Origin of the sequence: Citrobacter sp. LUTT5 (assembly GCF_009905315.1) — a bacterium.
Taxonomy (GTDB): Bacteria; Pseudomonadota; Gammaproteobacteria; order Enterobacterales; family Enterobacteriaceae; genus Citrobacter; species Citrobacter freundii.
Genome location: NZ_CP047606.1, coordinates 1,961,427 through 1,977,430 on the forward strand (window position 1 = coordinate 1,961,427; position 16,004 = coordinate 1,977,430).

Here is a 16,004-nt window from a genome sequence, read left to right on the forward strand (position 1 = left end):
CATACTGGAACCCTTATGCAGACTTTAACCTCTTTACTCCGCGCGATCCCATTACCTGACAGTGCCGCGATGCTGCGCGCGCAGCAGCATATCGACGGCTTGCTTAAGCCGCCGGGAAGCTTGGGGCGACTCGAATCTCTCGCCGTACAATTGGCCGGGATGCCTGGCCTGAAGGGTGTGCCGCATGTGAATGGCAAAGCGATGCTGGTGATGTGCGCCGATCACGGCGTGTGGGATGAAGGGGTTGCCGTTTCACCTAAAGTTGTCACGGCTATACAGGCTGTCAATATGACGCGTGGAACGACCGGCGTCTGCGTCCTCGCCGCTCAGGCGGGGGCGAAGGTCCATGTGATAGATGTGGGGATTGATGCTGAACCTATTCCCGGCGTGGTGAATATGCGTGTGGCACGCGGCTGCGGCAATATAGCCGAAGGCCCGGCAATGAGCCGTTCGCAGGCCGAGGAGTTGTTGCTGGAAGTTATTCGCTATACTCATGAACTGGCCAAAGACGGTGTGACGCTGTTTGGTGTCGGTGAGCTTGGTATGGCAAATACTACACCTGCGGCGGCCATTGTTAGCGTGCTTACCGGCAGTGATGCTGAGGAAGTCGTGGGTATTGGCGCTAACCTTCCTCTTTCTCGGGTGGGGAATAAGGTAGACGTTGTGCGTCGGGCAATTGCCGTCAATCAGCCGGATCGCCATGACGGTGTCGATGTGCTGGCTAAAGTTGGTGGGTTCGATCTTGTCGGCATGGCAGGGGTAATGTTGGGGGCGGCCTCCTGCGGCCTGCCGGTCGTGCTGGATGGTTTTCTTTCTTATTCTGCTGCGCTGGCGGCCTGCCAGATTGCACCACAAATTAAACCCTACCTAATCCCGTCACATTTCTCCGCTGAGAAGGGCGCCCGTACCGCGCTGGCGCATCTTGAATTGGATCCGTATCTGAATATGGGGATGCGTTTGGGCGAAGGCAGTGGGGCCGCGTTGGCGATGCCAATTGTTGAGGCTGCTTGTGCGATGTACAACAATATGGGGCAGTTAGCCGCCAGTAACATCGTGCTTCCGGATGGTAAGGAAGCGTAGTTACCGCTCAACCTGAACCTCGCCTGTTGGCGAGGTTTTTTTATGCGCAAATATGTCGTAACCCACTAAAACAGATAATAAAAGCTATAATTAACGGATATCTGCTGCGACGAAGGAAAGGAAAAAGATGCGTCGTGTAAAACTGCTTTGTTCACTCATTATGCTGCTTGCGAGTCAGGGCGCGCAGGCGGTGAGTTATCCACTGCCGCCAGAGGGCAGTCGCCTGGTGGGTAGCCCTTTGACTATTACGGTTCCACCAGGTAATACCAAGCCGCTGGAGGCATTTGCCGCTCAGTACGGGCAGGGGTTGAGCAATATGCTTGAAGCCAATCCGGGCGTCGATGTTTTTCTGCCTAAATCGGGTTCAACGCTGGTTGTGCCGCAGCAACTGATATTACCGGATACCGTACGCGAGGGGATTGTCATCAACGTCGCCGAGATGCGGCTTTACTATTATCCTGCTGGCAGCAATACGGTTGAGGTTTTACCCATTGGCATTGGTCAGGCGGGTAGAGAAACGCCGCGCAACTGGGTGACGGCGGTAGAGCGTAAGCAGGAAGCACCAAGCTGGACACCGACGCCAAATACCCGACGCGAATACGCCGCTCGCGGGGAAAGCTTGCCAGCATTTGTTCCTGCCGGGCCAGAAAATCCGATGGGCCTGTATGCAATTTATATCGGCAGGCTTTATGCCATTCACGGGACAAATGCCAATTTCGGTATTGGTCTGCGGGTAAGCCAGGGGTGTATCCGTTTGCGGAATGACGACATCAAGTACCTGTTTGATACGGTGCCTGTAGGGACCCGTGTACAATTAATTGACCGACCGGTGAAATACAGCGAAGAGCCGGACGGTAGTCGTTGGGTGGAAGTGCATGAGCCGCTGTCGCGAAATCGTTCGGAATACGAGTCTGACAGAAAGGTACCTTTGCCAGTCACTCCCGCTCTGCGTACCTTTATCAGCGGGAATGACGTGGATGTGAGCCGTGGGAACCAGGCACTGGAAAGACGTTCCGGTATGCCGGTGAACATCAGCCTGGTACAGAAACATTATTAATTTTCAGGGCGACTCTGGTGACCTTCAGGTCGGATGGGTCGCTTTTTTTATTTGATACTGCCCCATTTTTACCACGCCAATATGGTCTGCCATTAGTTGAGCTTCGTGTTCACTGTGGGTAACCAACAGCGCCGTTTGCCCTGCGGCGCGCAAAATATCCCGTACCTCGTTGCCAAGACGTTCACGCGTGCGCTTATCAAGGCTGGAGAAGGGTTCATCGAGCAACAGGATTTCCGGATGTGGCGCCAACGCGCGCGCAAGGGCGATACGCTGTTGTTGCCCGCCTGAAAGCTCATGCGGATAGCGGTTGGCATGGCTGTGTAACTCCACCATTTTCAGCAGCTCAGTCACTCTGGCCTGTTGTTCCTCACGCGGCATGCGACGCAATCCAAAGGCCACATTTTGCTGCGCGGTCAGATGGGGGAATAACGCATATTCCTGGAAGACCATGCCGACATGACGTTTTTCCGGTGGCAGATGAATGCCGGGACCGGCAACACGGCGCTGTGACACATAGATCTCTCCGTTTTGCAGGCGTTCAAATCCGGCAACTGCGCGTAGCACCGTGGTTTTCCCGCAGCCTGAAGCGCCCAGCAGACAGGCGATTTCACCTTTATGTACCGACATTGAAAATCCGCTCAGTACCGATTGCTGGCTGTTGCCATAAGTAACGTGTACATCCTGGAGTCGTAATGCAATTTCTGACATTGTTGCTCTCTTAACCACGGCGAGTCATTTGGTGACGCACCAACAAAATAACCGGTAGCGTGCCAGCTAAAACAATCATTAGCGCGGCGATAGCACCTTCTTCATAGGTTCCACGGGCGGCTTCCGCATACAACAATGTTGCCAGCGTTTCGAAATTGACCGGGCGCAAAAGCAACGTTGTTGGCAGTTCTTTCATGGCATCGGCAAAAACCAGCAGGGCACTGCTGACTAACGCTGGGCGCAGCAGGGGAAAATGGACCCGTGCAAACGTCCCCGCGCCATTCTCACCCAACAGACGAGACGCCTGTTCCAGCGAGGGGGGGATACGGCCCAGACCAGAATCCAGTGCGCCAATGGCAATCGCCTGGAATCGCATGGCACAACAAATTACCAGCAGGATCCCGGCGGACATCAGCGGCAGACCACGAACATCCAGTAAATCGGCCAGCCAGCGGTCGACCGCCATGGCGGGTGTCAAAAAACCAATTGCCAGAATCGTGCCGGGAACCGCATAGCCTAAAGAAGCCAGACGCATCACGCCGCGACGAAATCCTGGCATGGCATTGTCGGCGGCGCTATGACGCGCGCTCCAGGCCACTAACATACTGACGCAAACCACCACCAGCGTGGTTCCCGCCGCCAGCGATAGCGTATTTTGTAATGCTGACAGTAACGAAGAGGAAAGCGGATTCTCATCACCTATGCGTTTGGCGCTTTCCCACATTAAAAACAGAACCGGAGCCAGAAAACCCAGCAGGACAGGCAGTGAAATAACGCCACCGAGCAGCCAGCCACGCCAGCCCTGCACGCGCGTAGGTTGAATTTCCCGCAGGCTGCGACTGCTGAATCCTTGTTTTCTGCGACCATAAAATTCCAGCGTCAGAATAAGGAATATAAACATCAGCATCATGCAGGCAATTTGTGCCGCGGCAGATAAATCAGAACGCGAGATCCATGTGGTGTACACGGTAACGGTTAACGTCTGTACCCCGAGAAACTCCGATGCGCCGATATCGTTGAGCGTTTCCAGTAGTGCCAGGCTGATCCCAACGGCCAGTGCCGGACGGGCCATGGGCAATGCAACACGAAAGAAGGTTCCGGTCGCGCTGCATCCCAGTGTGCGTGCGGCTTCCAGTAAATGGGCCGGTTGGCTAATAAACATGGCGCGGGTTGTCAGATACACGTATGGGTAAAGCACCAATCCGAGTAGGATGATTGCGCCGGAAAGTGAGCGTAAATCTGGCAGACGGAACTGTCTTGGGCTGTCAAAACCCAGTAAAAAACGGATAAAGGTTTGCAGGGGGCCAATCGGATGCAGCAGATCGAGCCACGCAAAGGCCACAATGTAGGTCGGCATCGCCAGCGGCAACAGTAACGCCCAGCTAAGTATTTTACGTCCAGGGAAATCCCATGCCGTTACCGCCCATGCGCTGCCTACGCCAATCACGCCGACCATCACCGCGACACCGGCTAATAACAGCACGGTATTTTTTAGTGCGGCAGGTAGTACATACGTCAGGAGATTACCCCAGTGAGATAAATCGGCCTGGGTAGCCTGCCAAATCAGCGCTATGATCGGTGTCAGAACGCCAAGCGCTACGCACAGTGCGCCAAGATGTAGCGGCGTTAATAATGACTGCGGCCCGGAAACCAGGCCGCGTAACGTCGGAAACTGCAGAGGTTTATTGATCGAATCCAACTTTATCTACCAGCAGACTAGCTTGTTTACGATATTTAACGATTTCGGTTAATGGTGTTTTATCGACGTCGATTTCGCCAATAGTTGCGTTGATAACCGGGTCAAGCGTCACGCCTTTCAGTACCGGGTATTCGAAGTTCGCTTTCGCATACTGCTGCTGGGCAGGTGCTGAAACCAGATATTCCATCAGCTTAACGGCATCGGCTTTATTTGGCGCATAGCGGGCTACAGCTGCACCACTGATGTTGACGTGTGTACCGCCATTTTCAAAGGTAGGTTTAACGACTTTAATCGCATCGCCCCATTGACGCGCATCGCTGCCTTCTTTGGCATTTTTCATATGGCCGACGTAATAGGAGTTGGCGAGACCAATATCGCAAATGCCGCCGAGGATATCGCGAGCAACATCGCGATCGCCACCAGTAGCTTTACGCGCCAGGTTAGCTTTCACACCGCGCAGCCATTCTTCGGTCTTTGCTTCGCCGTGATGAGCAATCATTGCGGCGATCAGCGCCGTGTTATACGGGTGCTGTCCGGAACGAATACAGACTTTACCTTTGTACTCAGGGCTGGCGAGTTGTTCGTAATGCCAGTTATCGATTGGCAGTGACTTCTCGGCATACAGCACGCGGGCACGCATCGATAGCGCAAACCACTGATTATCTGCACCGCGCAGATTAGCCGGAATAGCGGTTTTCAGTGCTTCTGACTCTACTGGCTGAGTTACACCCGCTTCCACTAAATCAATGAGATTACCGGCATCGACGGTCATCAGCAGGTCGGCAGGTGAATTTTTACCTTCAGCTTTAACGCGCTCAAGCATACCGTCCTTGATATAGACCGTACTGACTTTGATGCCGCTGGTTTTGGTCCAGCTATCAAGCAAAGGCTGGATCAGACCCGGTTCACGGGTTGTATAGAGCGTTAACGTTTCCTGAGCGAAAGCCGGTAGGCTAACTGAGAAGACCAGGGAAGAGGCAAGAGTGATACGGCGCAGTCCGGCGCGAGGCAGAGAATTCATCGTTTATATCCCAGAGTAATTGGAACGTACAGTGAACCGAGCGAGGGCTCGTTCCTTTGGCTCGCGTACAATAAATGATAATCACTAGCACTTACAATAATTGCAAAGTTTAAACGATTTACATTTACATAACTTTAATCAACGTTGTGATGCGGCATGTAACGGGGTGCGGAGCAGGCAGGGTGCTTATCAGAGGGGATTTTATAGCGACCGAAAAAGCAAAAAGCCTGCTTAGTTTCCTAAGCAGGCTTCTTAAATTTGGCTCCTCTGACTGGACTCGAACCAGTGACATACGGATTAACAGTCCGCCGTTCTACCGACTGAACTACAGAGGAATCGTGTGAACGAGGCGCATATTACTGACCTCACCATGAGGTGTCAACAGTAAAATTAGCGCGTCATTTCAATTGCTTAATTAATCTTCAAATTCAGCGTTAATGCACATTTGGTGAGCGATAATGACCATCTTAGCGGGTATCGCGTAACCGCTCCATGGGGTTCTGGCGGTAAAACTGAATAAAACGCTGCCATAAGGCCGGAAAACGTGGCGCAAATAATTCAGGAGCACTGAAGAAATACTCCGAAAGAACGGCAAAGCATTCGGCCGGGTCGGTTGCTGCGTAAGCATCTATACTGCACGCGGTTTCACCGACCAGATCAATTTCATCCTGAATGTTATTCATTGCGGCATACAGGTCGTGCTCCCAACCGGCAATATCTCGCAGAGGGATCGCCGGAATACCGCTGGCGCGGTCGCCATTACGCATATCAAGCTTATGTGCCACTTCATGGATGATCAGATTAAAGCCGGAGGCATCAAAAGAATCCTGAATGTCGAGCCAGTTAAGGATTATCGGACCTTGCTGCCAGCTCTGCCCGGACTGTACAACCCGTTGATTATGCACCAGCCCAATATCGTCTTCCCATTCATCGTCAACGACAAACGGGGCAGGGTAGATGAGAACTTCATGAAACCCGTCGAGCCACTCGATCCCTAATTCCAGGACAGGCAAACAGAAAAGCAGCGCAATGCGCGCACTTTTCAGTGGGTCAAGTTCAAACCCCTGAAGCGCTACCAATCTTTTTTGCTGTAAAAAGCGCTCGGCCAGGGCGATAAGTCTGGCTTGTTCTTGCTCGGTGAGATTCACCAGAAGAGGAATAGCCTGGGCGTCGTCCCACGGCCAGTCGTCACTCCGGGTTGTTTCTTGCTCTTTCCAGGGCCACTTAATCATCGTTTTGCTCGCAAACTCGTCACTTGAACGAAATTGACGGAACGGGGTCTGTTAAAATGCCAAATTACCTGGCATCATGGCAACCGCCAAAACGGAGAGATGCCAGAGCGGCTGAATGGACCGGTCTCGAAAACCGGAGTAGGGGCAACTCTACCGGGGGTTCAAATCCCCCTCTCTCCGCCACTATTCAAACACTTAGCTCAATTCCTTTCAACGACTCATGTCACACTTGGTATAGTGTCGGTATATTCGTTTAGTATAAAGCTCGCCATCATCATGTTCTGATTTGCCCAATACTGGAAGATCCAGTGTGGGGGAAATTTTCACTTTTCTGTCATAAACCGCAACCTGGCGTTCAGTTTTGTGATCTGAGAATAGTTGTTTGTCCTTTCTCGTTTCTATCAAGTTTTTTTCCTGCGGCTCAAAGTTAAACCAGGGGCAGGGTAGCTAACGTTATTTTGGCTTTTATGCTAGAAGAAGATAGCCCCAGAAACCAGGCCGTTAGAGAAATTAGCAACAAGCCTCGAGAATAAATCTGACAGTTATCTTTGAGCGATGAGCGGGCGCACAAGACGGTGACAAGATTGCAATATTTGTTGGGGTTATGCCCACGACTTGTTTTGGATAAACTCACTTAACCCTTTGTGATACGATAATTATCTTAGATTGTCACATGGGGCCAGATTTTGAATTCATACATTTTCCTTGCCGGGGCCATTGTAGCTGAAGTAATAGGTACAACCCTGATGAAGTTCTCTGACGGGTTTACACGTCTATGGCCATCTGTCGCAACCATTGTGTGCTACTGCACTGCTTTTTATCTTCTCGCTCAGACGCTGTCGACGATTCCAACGGGTATTGCGTACGCAATTTGGTCTGGTGCTGGAATCGTATTAATCAGCCTTTTGGGCTGGTTGGTAAGTGGGCAAAAGCTGGATTTCCCGGCGATCGCAGGCATGTTCCTGATTTGCGCTGGGGTTCTGGTTATCAATATTTTTTCAAAATCTTCCCCGCATTAATTCTAAAAGAATGTCGGATATCTGGCGCTGTTAGCAGAGCTTATCCCTGTGCGGTGAAAAAGCCCGCTTGGTATGAAGCGGGCTTGCGTATTTTTGTCGTAATTAGAACTGGTAGACTAAACCAACGGCAACGATGTCGTCAGTTGCGATACCATTGCTTTCATAGAAGCTGTCGTCTTCGTCCAGCAGGTTGATTTTATAATCAACGTAGGTGGACATGTTTTTGTTGAAGTAGTAAGTCATACCCACTTCAACATATTTGACCAGATCTTTGTCGACGTAACGCCAGTTACCATGGCTCACTTCCTGACCACCTAAATCCTTGCCTTTAGACTGCAGGTAAGCGATGGATGGACGCAGACCGAAATCGAACTGATACTGAGCCACAACTTCAAAGTTCTGGGTTTGGTTAGCAATGCCACCATTATTCTCGCCGTTGCCGCCGCCGTAATAGGTCATATTGCGGGTTTCTGCATACATGGCTGCCAGGTAAACGTTGTTAGCGTCATACTTCGCGCCAACAGTCCAGGCTTCAGCTGTTTCGCCGCCAGCGTAGTTATTGCGCTTGTTCATACCGTCCTGGTAACCGCGAGCAACTTGAGAGTCGGTACGGTCAGATGCGGAGTATGCCGCACCGAGGCTTAAACCGAAGTCGAAGTCATAGGAAGTAGACATACCGAAACCGTCGCCGTTTTCTTTCGCCAGTTTGCGGCCTTCACTGTTACCGGAACCTTCCTGACCACTCCACCGACTGTCACCATTTTCATTATTACCCTGATACTGCAGGGCAAAGTTCAGGCCATCAACCTGACCAAAGAAGCCTTTATTACGATAGGTAGCAACGCCGTTGGTACGGCCCAGCATGTAAACGTCGGTCTGAGTGTAGGTATCACCACCGAATTCTGGCAGCATATCGGTCCAGGCCTCAACGTCGTACACGACGCCGTAGTTACGACCGTAGTCGAAAGTACCGTTTTGACCAAAACCTAAACCGGCAAAGGCCAGACGAGTCCATGAATCGCCTTTGTCACCTTCGGTACCGTTGGCCTGAATGTTATATTCCCACTGACCATAGCCAGTCAGCATATCGTTGATCTGCGTTTCGCCCTTAAAGCCCAGACGCGCATAGGTCATGTCGCCGTCGCTGCCTGCATCATCAGAGAAATAACGCAGACCATCGACTTTTCCATACAGATCCAGTTTATTGCCGTTTTTATTATAGATTTCAGCCGCATTTGCTGCGCCTGCAGCTAATAAAGCAGGGAGAAGCAGTGCCAATACTTTTCTTTTCATTATGTATTCCCTTTGCATGATAATTAAAATGAATATGTAGTACTATCCAAGCAACTACATTTGGATACTATCTATGAAGTTCATTTAATTTAAAATATAACATGTAACAAATGTATTTAAAATATTTCTAAATGTTTCATTGATGTGTTTTTATAACTAAAAATATATGTTGGATAAATTGTTATTTGTCACATAAATCATTTTTAATCAATATTTTATGTATATCTAGTTATTTATTTGAAACTTGAATTTTATTTGTGCGGAGTATTTGTTTTTGTTATTCATATAATATAGTTGTTGATATTGATATTATGGTTTCTATAAATTCATGTGGATTTTGTTTTTGGTGCGATAATAAAAGTTAATTATGTAATGGGGCAGGCAGTGGTTTGCAATGAAAATTGTTGCTAAGGTGATTTTCTTTCTACAAAGGGAGATAGCATGAAACTGCACGACTGGCAGTCGCAATTTGAAGCTTGGTTAGCTGATAACCATTCCGGACAAGATGCTGCGCATGACATCTTTCACTTTCGTCGTGTGTGGATGACGGCGCAAAAGCTGAGTACAGATGCTACTGTAGACTGGCTAGTGGTGTTGACCGCGTGCTACTTCCATGATCTCGTCAGCCTGCCAAAGAACCATCCTGAGCGTCATCGTTCGTCGGTACTGGCAGCTCTGGAAACGCGTCCCATTTTGATGCGCGATTTTCCGGATTTTCCACAACAAAGAATACCTGCCGTGTGCCATGCCATCGAGGCGCACAGTTTTAGCGCCAAAATTGCACCAGAAACCCTTGAAGCGAAAATCGTGCAGGATGCGGACCGGCTTGAGGCGTTGGGGGCTATCGGTCTAGCGCGCGTATTTGCTGTGTCTGGTGCGTTAGGCGTGGCGCTATTTGATGCGGAAGATCCGTTTGCCCGCCAGCGTGGCCTTGACGACAAACAGTACGCGCTCGATCACTTCCAGACCAAGTTATTGACGTTGCCGTCGACGATGCAAACTGAACAAGGACGACATTTAGCGCAGCATAATGCTGACTTCTTACTGACGTATATGGCGAAGCTGAGTGCGGAGTTAAAAGGAGAGTATGAAATGCTGGATCTTGACGCGATTCAACCCTTTAAAGCACGTTAGTCGCCAGTACAGCCGCAACGTCAACCACACTATTTTATGTTAATCTGTCGGTTATCCATTTCGGCCGGTTAAATGTATGCAGGATAATTTTTCAGTAGCAGGCTCCATGAACCCGATGACAGATGATAACAAGGCCGCCGCGCAGGTGATTTTGGCTAAGTTGCTTGAAATATATGACGTGAAAACCCTGGTTGCTTATCTGAACGGTGTTGGCGAGAACCGCTGGAGTCCGGCCATCTTTAAGCGAGTGGTGGCGAACGAAACATGGCATCGCCTCAGCGACAATGAGTTTACTTATCTGAATTCCTTGCTGCCGACGCCACCTGCGCATCATCCGCATTATGCCTTTCGATTTATCGATCTGTTTGCCGGCATTGGCGGGATTCGTCGCGGCTTTGAGGCAATTGGTGGGCAGTGCGTGTTTACCAGCGAGTGGAACAAGCATGCGGTGCGCACCTACAAAGCGAACAACTACTGCGATCCGCTCCAGCACCGCTTTAATGAAGATATTCGTGATGTCACGCTGAGCCATCAGGATGGGGTGAGCGACCAGCAGGCGGCAGAACATATTCGCCAGCACATTCCAGAACATGATGTACTGCTGGCGGGATTTCCTTGTCAGCCCTTCTCCCTGGCCGGGGTGTCAAAGAAAAATGCGTTAGGGCGGGCCCACGGTTTTGCCTGCGATACACAAGGCACACTCTTTTTTGACGTGGTGCGCATTATCGACGCTCGTCGACCAGCAATATTTGTGCTCGAAAACGTCAAAAACCTGAAGAGTCACGATCAGGGCAAAACGTTTCGCATCATTATGCAGACGCTGGACGAGCTGGGTTATGACGTGGCAGATGCGGCAGATAACGGTCCGGATGATCCGAAAATTATCGATGGGCAACATTTTTTGCCTCAACATCGCGAACGTATCGTGCTTGTCGGCTTCCGACGCGATCTGAATTTGAAATCAGACTTCACGCTGCGGGATATTGTCACGCGTTATCCGCAGCGGCGTACTACGCTGGCGGAGCTACTTGAGCCGAACGTCGATGCGAAATATGTGCTGACGCCGGTGCTGTGGAAATACCTCTACCGCTATGCGAAAAAGCATCAGGCGCGGGGAAATGGATTTGGCTATGGCATGGTGTATCCCGGTAACCCTGATAGCGTAACGCGCACATTATCTGCGCGTTATTATAAGGATGGGGCGGAGATTCTGATTGACCGTGGCTGGGATATGGCGCTGGGTGAAAAAGATTTTGACGATCCGCAGAATCAGCGACACCGCCCACGCAGACTTACGCCCAGAGAGTGCGCGCGCCTGATGGGGTTTGAATCTCCGCAAGGCTATCAGTTCAGGATCCCCGTGTCAGATACTCAGGCTTATCGCCAGTTTGGTAATTCGGTGATCGTTCCGGCATTTGCGGCGGTGGCCAGGCTGCTGGAGCCAAAAATCAGGCAGGCAGTTGCTATTCGCGAGAAAGAGAACCTGCATGGCAGACGTTCACGATAAAGCAACACGCAGTAAAAATATGCGGGCGATAGCCACCCGCGATACCGCAATTGAAAAACGCCTTGCCAGCGTGCTGACAGAGCAGGGGGTAACGTTTCGCGTGCAGGATGCGACGTTACCCGGTCGCCCCGATTTTGTGGTGGATGATTATCATTGTGTGATTTTTACTCACGGTTGTTTCTGGCACCACCACGATTGCTATTTGTTTAAAGTCCCCGCGACACGAACGGAATTCTGGCTGGAAAAAATAGGCAAAAATGTCCAACGCGATGCGCGGGATTGTGAAAAATTGCAGGCTCTTGGCTGGCGCGTACTGATTGTCTGGGAGTGCGCCCTGCGTGGTCGCGAAAAGCTGGATGATGAAGCGTTATCTGAACGTGTCATCGAGTGGATCTGCGGCGGTGGCGACACCGCGCAGATCGACACTCTCGGTATTCATTTACTGTAATGTTTTTTCCGACGAACTCGCGACGGCATCCGCTTTAACAGGGAACAGGTATTTCCCCAACGTTACCAGCACCACAGCAAACACGATCACGCCGAGCGCCAGCCATTCGATAGGGGCTAGTCTTTCTCCCCCCAGACCGGTACCTAACAGCACCGCAACAACCGGATTGACGTAGGCGTAGCTGGTGGCTAGCGCCGGGCTGACATTGCGGATCAAGAACATATACGCATTAATGGCAATAATGGAGCCAAACAGGGCCAGGTAAGCCACCGCCATAAAGCCTGAAAATGTTGGCATGGTGGTCAGTTTTTCCCCGGAGAGTAACGATGCGCACATCAGCACAATACCGGCTGCTAACATTTCAATGGCTCCGGCCATCATGCCAACGGGTAGCGTAATGCGTGAACCGTACACCGAGCCAAACGCCCAGCTTATCGAACCGATCAGGATTAAAATAGCGCCCCACGGATTGCCACTTAAATTGCCTCCGCTGTTCAGCATGATGATCCCTGCGAGCCCAATCGCTATCCCCAACCATTCCAGTTTGCGCGTTTTGATGCCAAAAAAGTGGCTAAAACACAGCGTAAATAACGGGACGGTGGCGACCACCACGGCGGCAATACCGGAAGGGACATTTTGATGTTCTGCGACGGTGACCAGTCCATTACCCACAGCCAACAGCAGGATACCAATTAACGCGGCGTTCAGGATTAAGCGTAAGGGGGGGAGCTTATGCCCGCGAATAAGTAAAAAACTTGTTAATAAAATTCCCGCAGAGAGAAAACGTACGGCTGCCATCATTAACGGCGGCCAGCTTTCAACACCAATGCGAATAACGAAGTACGTGGAACCCCAAATGATGTACAGCGCGAATAGCGCACTGAAAAGCGGTAACAATTGCCTGAAACGCATAATCCCTCACGGTAGAAATAAAAAGGTGCAACATAGTAAACGTCAAAACTATCTTACTGGCGAGATTTATAATTACGTGTCGATGTTAAAAACTTGTTGACCAGAAAGGTCAGTTTCAGCATGGCGTGTTTTACTTCATACTTATGACTGCAAAAAAATAATATTGAGGGTCAAAATTTTGGCAGGAAGTAGCTTACTAACCTTACTCGATGATATCGCCACGCTGCTGGATGATATATCAGTGATGGGAAAATTGGCCGCGAAAAAAACTGCGGGCGTGCTGGGAGATGACTTGTCGCTTAATGCGCAGCAGGTATCGGGCGTGCGGGCGAACCGTGAACTCCCGGTGGTCTGGAGCGTGGCGAAGGGGTCGTTTGTAAACAAAGTTATCCTTGTACCGTTGGCGCTATTGATAAGCGCATTTATTCCCTGGGCGATCACCCCATTATTAATGGTAGGTGGGGCGTTTCTCTGTTTTGAAGGGGTAGAAAAGGTTCTGCATACCCTGGAGGCGCGTAAGCACAAAGAAAGCCCGGAAGAGCGTCAGCAGCGTCTGGCTGCTCTGGCCGCACAGGATCCACTCACCTTTGAGAAAGATAAAATCAAAGGGGCAATACGTACTGACTTCATTTTGTCTGCCGAGATTGTTGCGATTACGCTGGGTATTGTAGCGGATGCACCTTTGCTGAATCAGGTGTTGGTGTTATCGGGTATCGCGTTAGTGGTGACCGTGGGCGTGTATGGCCTGGTCGGGATTATCGTTAAGCTTGACGACATCGGGTACTGGCTGGCAGAAAAACGTAGCCAACTTGCCCAGTCGCTGGGGAAAGGATTGCTGGTGGTTGCCCCCTGGCTGATGAAAACACTTTCTGTGGTCGGTACATTGGCGATGTTTTTGGTGGGGGGCGGTATTGTGGTACACGGAATATCACCGCTGCATCATGCGATTGAACATTTTGCTCAACAGCAAAGTACATTGATTTCGCTAATGCTTCCGACCCTGCTTAACCTGGTGCTCGGCTTTATCATCGGTGGGATTGTCGTTCTGCTGGTGAAAGCTGTCGCCAGACTGCGCGGAGTTTCGCACTAATTGTTACAGGACTGATTATGCAAAACGCCTCTTTGTCATCTAAGGTGTAAAGGTTTCTCTTGATACAGGAGGCAGGTATGGTCTTTTCTGTCAGTGAGGAAGTCACCTCCAAAGAGGGTGGCCCACGTATGATCGTTACCGGGTATGCCAGCGGAATGGTGGAGTGTCGCTGGTACGACGGCTTTGGCGTTAAACGGGAAGCATTCCGTGAAGATGAACTGGTGGTGCCGGGCGAGCGAAGACAGCTCTGTCAGGATGCCTGAACATTTGACTCGACCGTAACCTGGTGATCTCTCACCCATTAGTTATATTTATCATTTTGGTGAGAATTATTTACTTGTCAGGCAAAAAAATTGCAGATAAGGTTTGGTTCACATCAGATTTTCTGGTGTAACGAATTTACAAGTGCTTCTTGCATAAGCAAGCTTGATCCCGACCCTATAAGGGCCGGGATTTTTTTCGCCCTCAGTCAGCGATTGATCTCCGATACGCTAAAGTCATGGATATCAAGCTCGAACGCGTCAGCCAGTTCATGCCATGTATGGTAATCTCGGCCGTCGACGCTAACGCGCTCCGGGTCATCCTGGCTGCGATGAATTTCACTCTCGCAGATTTCGTTGATTGCCTTTAGCAGCGCGTCGACATCGACGCTGACTTCACGTTTGGCCGTATCGCTGTACTCTTTCGCGGTTTTCATCCTCATACCTCTCAACCGTTAAGGATACCGGGGGAGCGTACCCAAACATCAGATACGCACAACTTAAGTATAGACCGTCGATAAAACCCGCAATCGCGCGTGCAGAGCGCTGCCAGAAAAAGGAATTTGTTCTACACTGGCACAAAGCCACAGGAGGAAAACTATGAAGGTGAATGATCGGGTCACAGTCAAAACGGACGGCGGTCCTCGTCGACCGGGCGTGGTACTGGCAATCGAAGAGTTTAGTGAAGGCACCATGTACCTGGTTTCGCTGGAAGACTACCCGCTCGGTATCTGGTTCTTTAATGAATCAGGTCATCAGGATGGTATCTTTGTGGAAAAAGTGGAGTGAGATGAGTTCCGCTATTTGATTCTGACTGGTGGAGTCGCCACCAGTCAGAACGTCTTAGCGCATATTCACAAAGATACCATTGGTGACGTTGTCCGTAAGTCTCACAACGTGATAGATAACTTGCTTATTATGCGTCTTAATCTTTCGTTTTATATTCCCCTTATGGGATGACACCGTCTTGGCTTTGATATTCATTTGATCTGATATCTGTATTGTTCCCTGACCCTCCATCCACATACGCAACATGCTGGATTCGGTTCGACTTAATGATAATGTCGGCAGATTCACATCAATAGCAATATCTACTTCTTTTTTCAGAATATCGCCAAGTAGTTTATCCAGTGAGTCAGGCTTAATCGATTTAGAACTAATCAATAAATTTTTTCTGACGAGTAGATATTCATCAAAATGCACGTTGGCAATTGCCATAAACACAATAAATAATGTGCTGGGATGCTGATTAATGATTTGCTTTATTTGCTGGCTATTAGCAGGATCGTGGATAAAGCAGTCCTCATTAATAAACACCACAGCGGGTTGTTGAGAGACACAGGCGAGACTGAGTTCATCAACGTTGGAAATGTTGTTGATTTCCCTTTTTTTCACTCCCCGACTTACCAGATACCCGGTTAACCCTAGTCGGGTGTAACTGCATAAATCCATAATAATCGTTGACATGGCATACCCTCACTCAATGCGTAACGATAATTCCCCTTACCTGATTATTTCATCACAACTAAACGGAATAATAACGA

Annotated in this window: 17 protein-coding genes, 2 tRNA genes and 1 pseudogene; 10 read left to right on the top strand and 10 right to left on the bottom strand. The window is 50.0% G+C overall.

What is annotated here, in order from left to right:
• The first annotated feature begins 15 nt into the window (after positions 1-15).
• Positions 16-1,080 (top strand): nicotinate-nucleotide--dimethylbenzimidazole phosphoribosyltransferase, encoded by a 1,065-nt coding sequence (gene cobT / locus GUC46_RS09200; RefSeq protein WP_060854661.1) that lies wholly within the window; start codon positions 16-18, stop codon positions 1,078-1,080.
• A gap of 127 nt (positions 1,081-1,207) precedes the next feature.
• Positions 1,208-2,137 carry a L,D-transpeptidase gene (gene ldtA / locus GUC46_RS09205; protein ID WP_003839047.1) on the top strand — a complete coding sequence of 310 codons (930 nt, stop codon included), beginning with the start codon at positions 1,208-1,210 and terminating at the stop codon, positions 2,135-2,137.
• Between the two features lie 24 nt (positions 2,138-2,161).
• Here ldtA and GUC46_RS09210 read toward each other — a convergent pair whose 3' ends face one another.
• From GUC46_RS09210 to mtfA, 5 genes are all read right to left on the bottom strand, one after another.
• On the bottom strand, positions 2,162-2,845 hold the full coding sequence (locus GUC46_RS09210; protein WP_003030299.1) for an ABC transporter ATP-binding protein: 684 nt from the start codon (positions 2,843-2,845) through the stop codon (positions 2,162-2,164).
• A 10-nt stretch (positions 2,846-2,855) separates the two neighbouring features.
• On the bottom strand, positions 2,856-4,544 hold the full coding sequence (locus GUC46_RS09215) for an iron ABC transporter permease (RefSeq protein ID WP_016150560.1): 1,689 nt from the start codon (positions 4,542-4,544) through the stop codon (positions 2,856-2,858).
• The gene (locus tag GUC46_RS09220; RefSeq protein WP_003030303.1) at positions 4,528-5,565 is read right to left on the bottom strand and encodes an extracellular solute-binding protein; all 1,038 of its coding nucleotides are present in this window, start codon (positions 5,563-5,565) and stop codon (positions 4,528-4,530) included. Before GUC46_RS09220 ends, GUC46_RS09215 begins: the two co-directional genes overlap by 17 nt.
• Before the next feature lie 259 nt (positions 5,566-5,824).
• A tRNA-Asn gene (locus GUC46_RS09225) sits at positions 5,825-5,900 on the bottom strand.
• 132 nt (positions 5,901-6,032) lie between these two features.
• The gene (mtfA, locus tag GUC46_RS09230; protein WP_003839056.1) at positions 6,033-6,797 is read right to left on the bottom strand and encodes a DgsA anti-repressor MtfA; all 765 of its coding nucleotides are present in this window, start codon (positions 6,795-6,797) and stop codon (positions 6,033-6,035) included.
• A gap of 93 nt (positions 6,798-6,890) precedes the next feature.
• Between mtfA and GUC46_RS09235 the strand changes: the two genes are divergently transcribed.
• Positions 6,891-6,980, top strand: a tRNA-Ser gene (locus tag GUC46_RS09235).
• A 27-nt stretch (positions 6,981-7,007) separates the two neighbouring features.
• On the opposite strand, the pseudogene GUC46_RS24035 reads toward GUC46_RS09235, so the two are convergent.
• Positions 7,008-7,187: pseudogene (locus GUC46_RS24035) on the bottom strand (hypothetical protein); the annotation flags it as partial.
• A gap of 296 nt (positions 7,188-7,483) precedes the next feature.
• Between GUC46_RS24035 and GUC46_RS09240 the strand changes: the two are divergent.
• Positions 7,484-7,816 (top strand): EmrE family multidrug efflux SMR transporter, encoded by a 333-nt coding sequence (locus tag GUC46_RS09240; RefSeq protein WP_003839058.1) that lies wholly within the window; start codon positions 7,484-7,486, stop codon positions 7,814-7,816.
• Positions 7,817-7,918: 102 nt separating this feature from the next.
• Here the strand turns inward: GUC46_RS09240 and ompC are convergent, their stop codons facing one another.
• Positions 7,919-9,109 (bottom strand): porin OmpC, encoded by a 1,191-nt coding sequence (gene ompC / locus GUC46_RS09245; protein WP_048217366.1) that lies wholly within the window; start codon positions 9,107-9,109, stop codon positions 7,919-7,921.
• 441 nt (positions 9,110-9,550) lie between these two features.
• Between ompC and GUC46_RS09250 the strand changes: the two genes are divergently transcribed.
• From GUC46_RS09250 to GUC46_RS09260, 3 genes are all read left to right on the top strand, one after another.
• Positions 9,551-10,243: a phosphohydrolase gene (locus GUC46_RS09250; RefSeq protein WP_130714541.1), complete on the top strand. Its 693-nt coding sequence runs from the start codon at positions 9,551-9,553 to the stop codon at positions 10,241-10,243.
• Between the two features lie 76 nt (positions 10,244-10,319).
• Complete coding sequence (locus GUC46_RS09255) at positions 10,320-11,750, top strand: DNA cytosine methyltransferase (RefSeq protein ID WP_130714542.1); 1,431 nt, start codon at positions 10,320-10,322, stop codon at positions 11,748-11,750.
• Positions 11,731-12,198 carry a very short patch repair endonuclease gene (locus GUC46_RS09260; protein ID WP_003839067.1) on the top strand — a complete coding sequence of 156 codons (468 nt, stop codon included), beginning with the start codon at positions 11,731-11,733 and terminating at the stop codon, positions 12,196-12,198. The genes GUC46_RS09255 and GUC46_RS09260 overlap by 20 nt, the downstream gene beginning before the upstream one ends.
• On the opposite strand, the gene yedA is transcribed toward GUC46_RS09260, so the two are convergent.
• Complete coding sequence (yedA, locus tag GUC46_RS09265) at positions 12,190-13,110, bottom strand: drug/metabolite exporter YedA (protein WP_003839069.1); 921 nt, start codon at positions 13,108-13,110, stop codon at positions 12,190-12,192. The two genes, GUC46_RS09260 and yedA, sit on opposite strands and share 9 nt — an antisense overlap.
• A 175-nt stretch (positions 13,111-13,285) precedes the next feature.
• On the opposite strand from yedA, the gene GUC46_RS09270 reads away from it, so the two are divergent.
• Together GUC46_RS09270 and GUC46_RS09275 are read left to right on the top strand one after the other, a co-directional pair.
• Positions 13,286-14,200 carry a DUF808 domain-containing protein gene (locus tag GUC46_RS09270; RefSeq protein ID WP_169316136.1) on the top strand — a complete coding sequence of 305 codons (915 nt, stop codon included), beginning with the start codon at positions 13,286-13,288 and terminating at the stop codon, positions 14,198-14,200.
• 77 nt (positions 14,201-14,277) lie between these two features.
• Positions 14,278-14,463 carry a YodC family protein gene (locus tag GUC46_RS09275; protein WP_003030415.1) on the top strand — a complete coding sequence of 62 codons (186 nt, stop codon included), beginning with the start codon at positions 14,278-14,280 and terminating at the stop codon, positions 14,461-14,463.
• A 206-nt stretch (positions 14,464-14,669) separates the two neighbouring features.
• On the opposite strand, the gene yodD is transcribed toward GUC46_RS09275, so the two are convergent.
• Entirely contained in the window at positions 14,670-14,897 is a 228-nt protein-coding gene (yodD, locus tag GUC46_RS09280; protein WP_003030417.1) for a YodD family peroxide/acid resistance protein, read from the bottom strand.
• A gap of 163 nt (positions 14,898-15,060) precedes the next feature.
• Here yodD and dsrB point away from each other — a divergent pair, with 163 nt between their 5' ends.
• Positions 15,061-15,249, top strand: a complete 189-nt coding sequence (gene dsrB, locus GUC46_RS09285) for a protein DsrB (protein ID WP_003030419.1) — start codon at positions 15,061-15,063, stop codon at positions 15,247-15,249.
• Between the two features lie 54 nt (positions 15,250-15,303).
• Here dsrB and rcsA read toward each other — a convergent pair whose 3' ends face one another.
• Positions 15,304-15,927 (bottom strand): transcriptional regulator RcsA, encoded by a 624-nt coding sequence (rcsA, locus tag GUC46_RS09290; protein WP_003030421.1) that lies wholly within the window; start codon positions 15,925-15,927, stop codon positions 15,304-15,306.
• Between the last annotated feature and the right edge of the window lie 77 nt (positions 15,928-16,004).

Excerpts from the sequence above, each read along its gene's own strand:
- cobT (WP_060854661.1), top strand. The coding sequence starts at position 16 with ATGCAGACTTTAACCTCTTTACTCCGCGCGATCCCATTACCTGACAGT.
- ldtA (WP_003839047.1), top strand. The coding sequence starts at position 1,208 with ATGCGTCGTGTAAAACTGCTTTGTTCACTCATTATGCTGCTTGCGAGT.
- GUC46_RS09210 (WP_003030299.1), bottom strand. The coding sequence starts at position 2,845 with ATGTCAGAAATTGCATTACGACTCCAGGATGTACACGTTACTTATGGC.
- GUC46_RS09220 (WP_003030303.1), bottom strand. The coding sequence starts at position 5,565 with ATGAATTCTCTGCCTCGCGCCGGACTGCGCCGTATCACTCTTGCCTCT.
- mtfA (WP_003839056.1), bottom strand. The coding sequence starts at position 6,797 with ATGATTAAGTGGCCCTGGAAAGAGCAAGAAACAACCCGGAGTGACGAC.
- ompC (WP_048217366.1), bottom strand. The coding sequence starts at position 9,109 with ATGAAAAGAAAAGTATTGGCACTGCTTCTCCCTGCTTTATTAGCTGCA.
- GUC46_RS09250 (WP_130714541.1), top strand. The coding sequence starts at position 9,551 with ATGAAACTGCACGACTGGCAGTCGCAATTTGAAGCTTGGTTAGCTGAT.
- GUC46_RS09255 (WP_130714542.1), top strand. The coding sequence starts at position 10,320 with ATGCAGGATAATTTTTCAGTAGCAGGCTCCATGAACCCGATGACAGAT.
- GUC46_RS09260 (WP_003839067.1), top strand. The coding sequence starts at position 11,731 with ATGGCAGACGTTCACGATAAAGCAACACGCAGTAAAAATATGCGGGCG.
- yedA (WP_003839069.1), bottom strand. The coding sequence starts at position 13,110 with ATGCGTTTCAGGCAATTGTTACCGCTTTTCAGTGCGCTATTCGCGCTG.
- GUC46_RS09275 (WP_003030415.1), top strand. The coding sequence starts at position 14,278 with ATGGTCTTTTCTGTCAGTGAGGAAGTCACCTCCAAAGAGGGTGGCCCA.
- yodD (WP_003030417.1), bottom strand. The coding sequence starts at position 14,897 with ATGAAAACCGCGAAAGAGTACAGCGATACGGCCAAACGTGAAGTCAGC.
- dsrB (WP_003030419.1), top strand. The coding sequence starts at position 15,061 with ATGAAGGTGAATGATCGGGTCACAGTCAAAACGGACGGCGGTCCTCGT.
- rcsA (WP_003030421.1), bottom strand. The coding sequence starts at position 15,927 with ATGTCAACGATTATTATGGATTTATGCAGTTACACCCGACTAGGGTTA.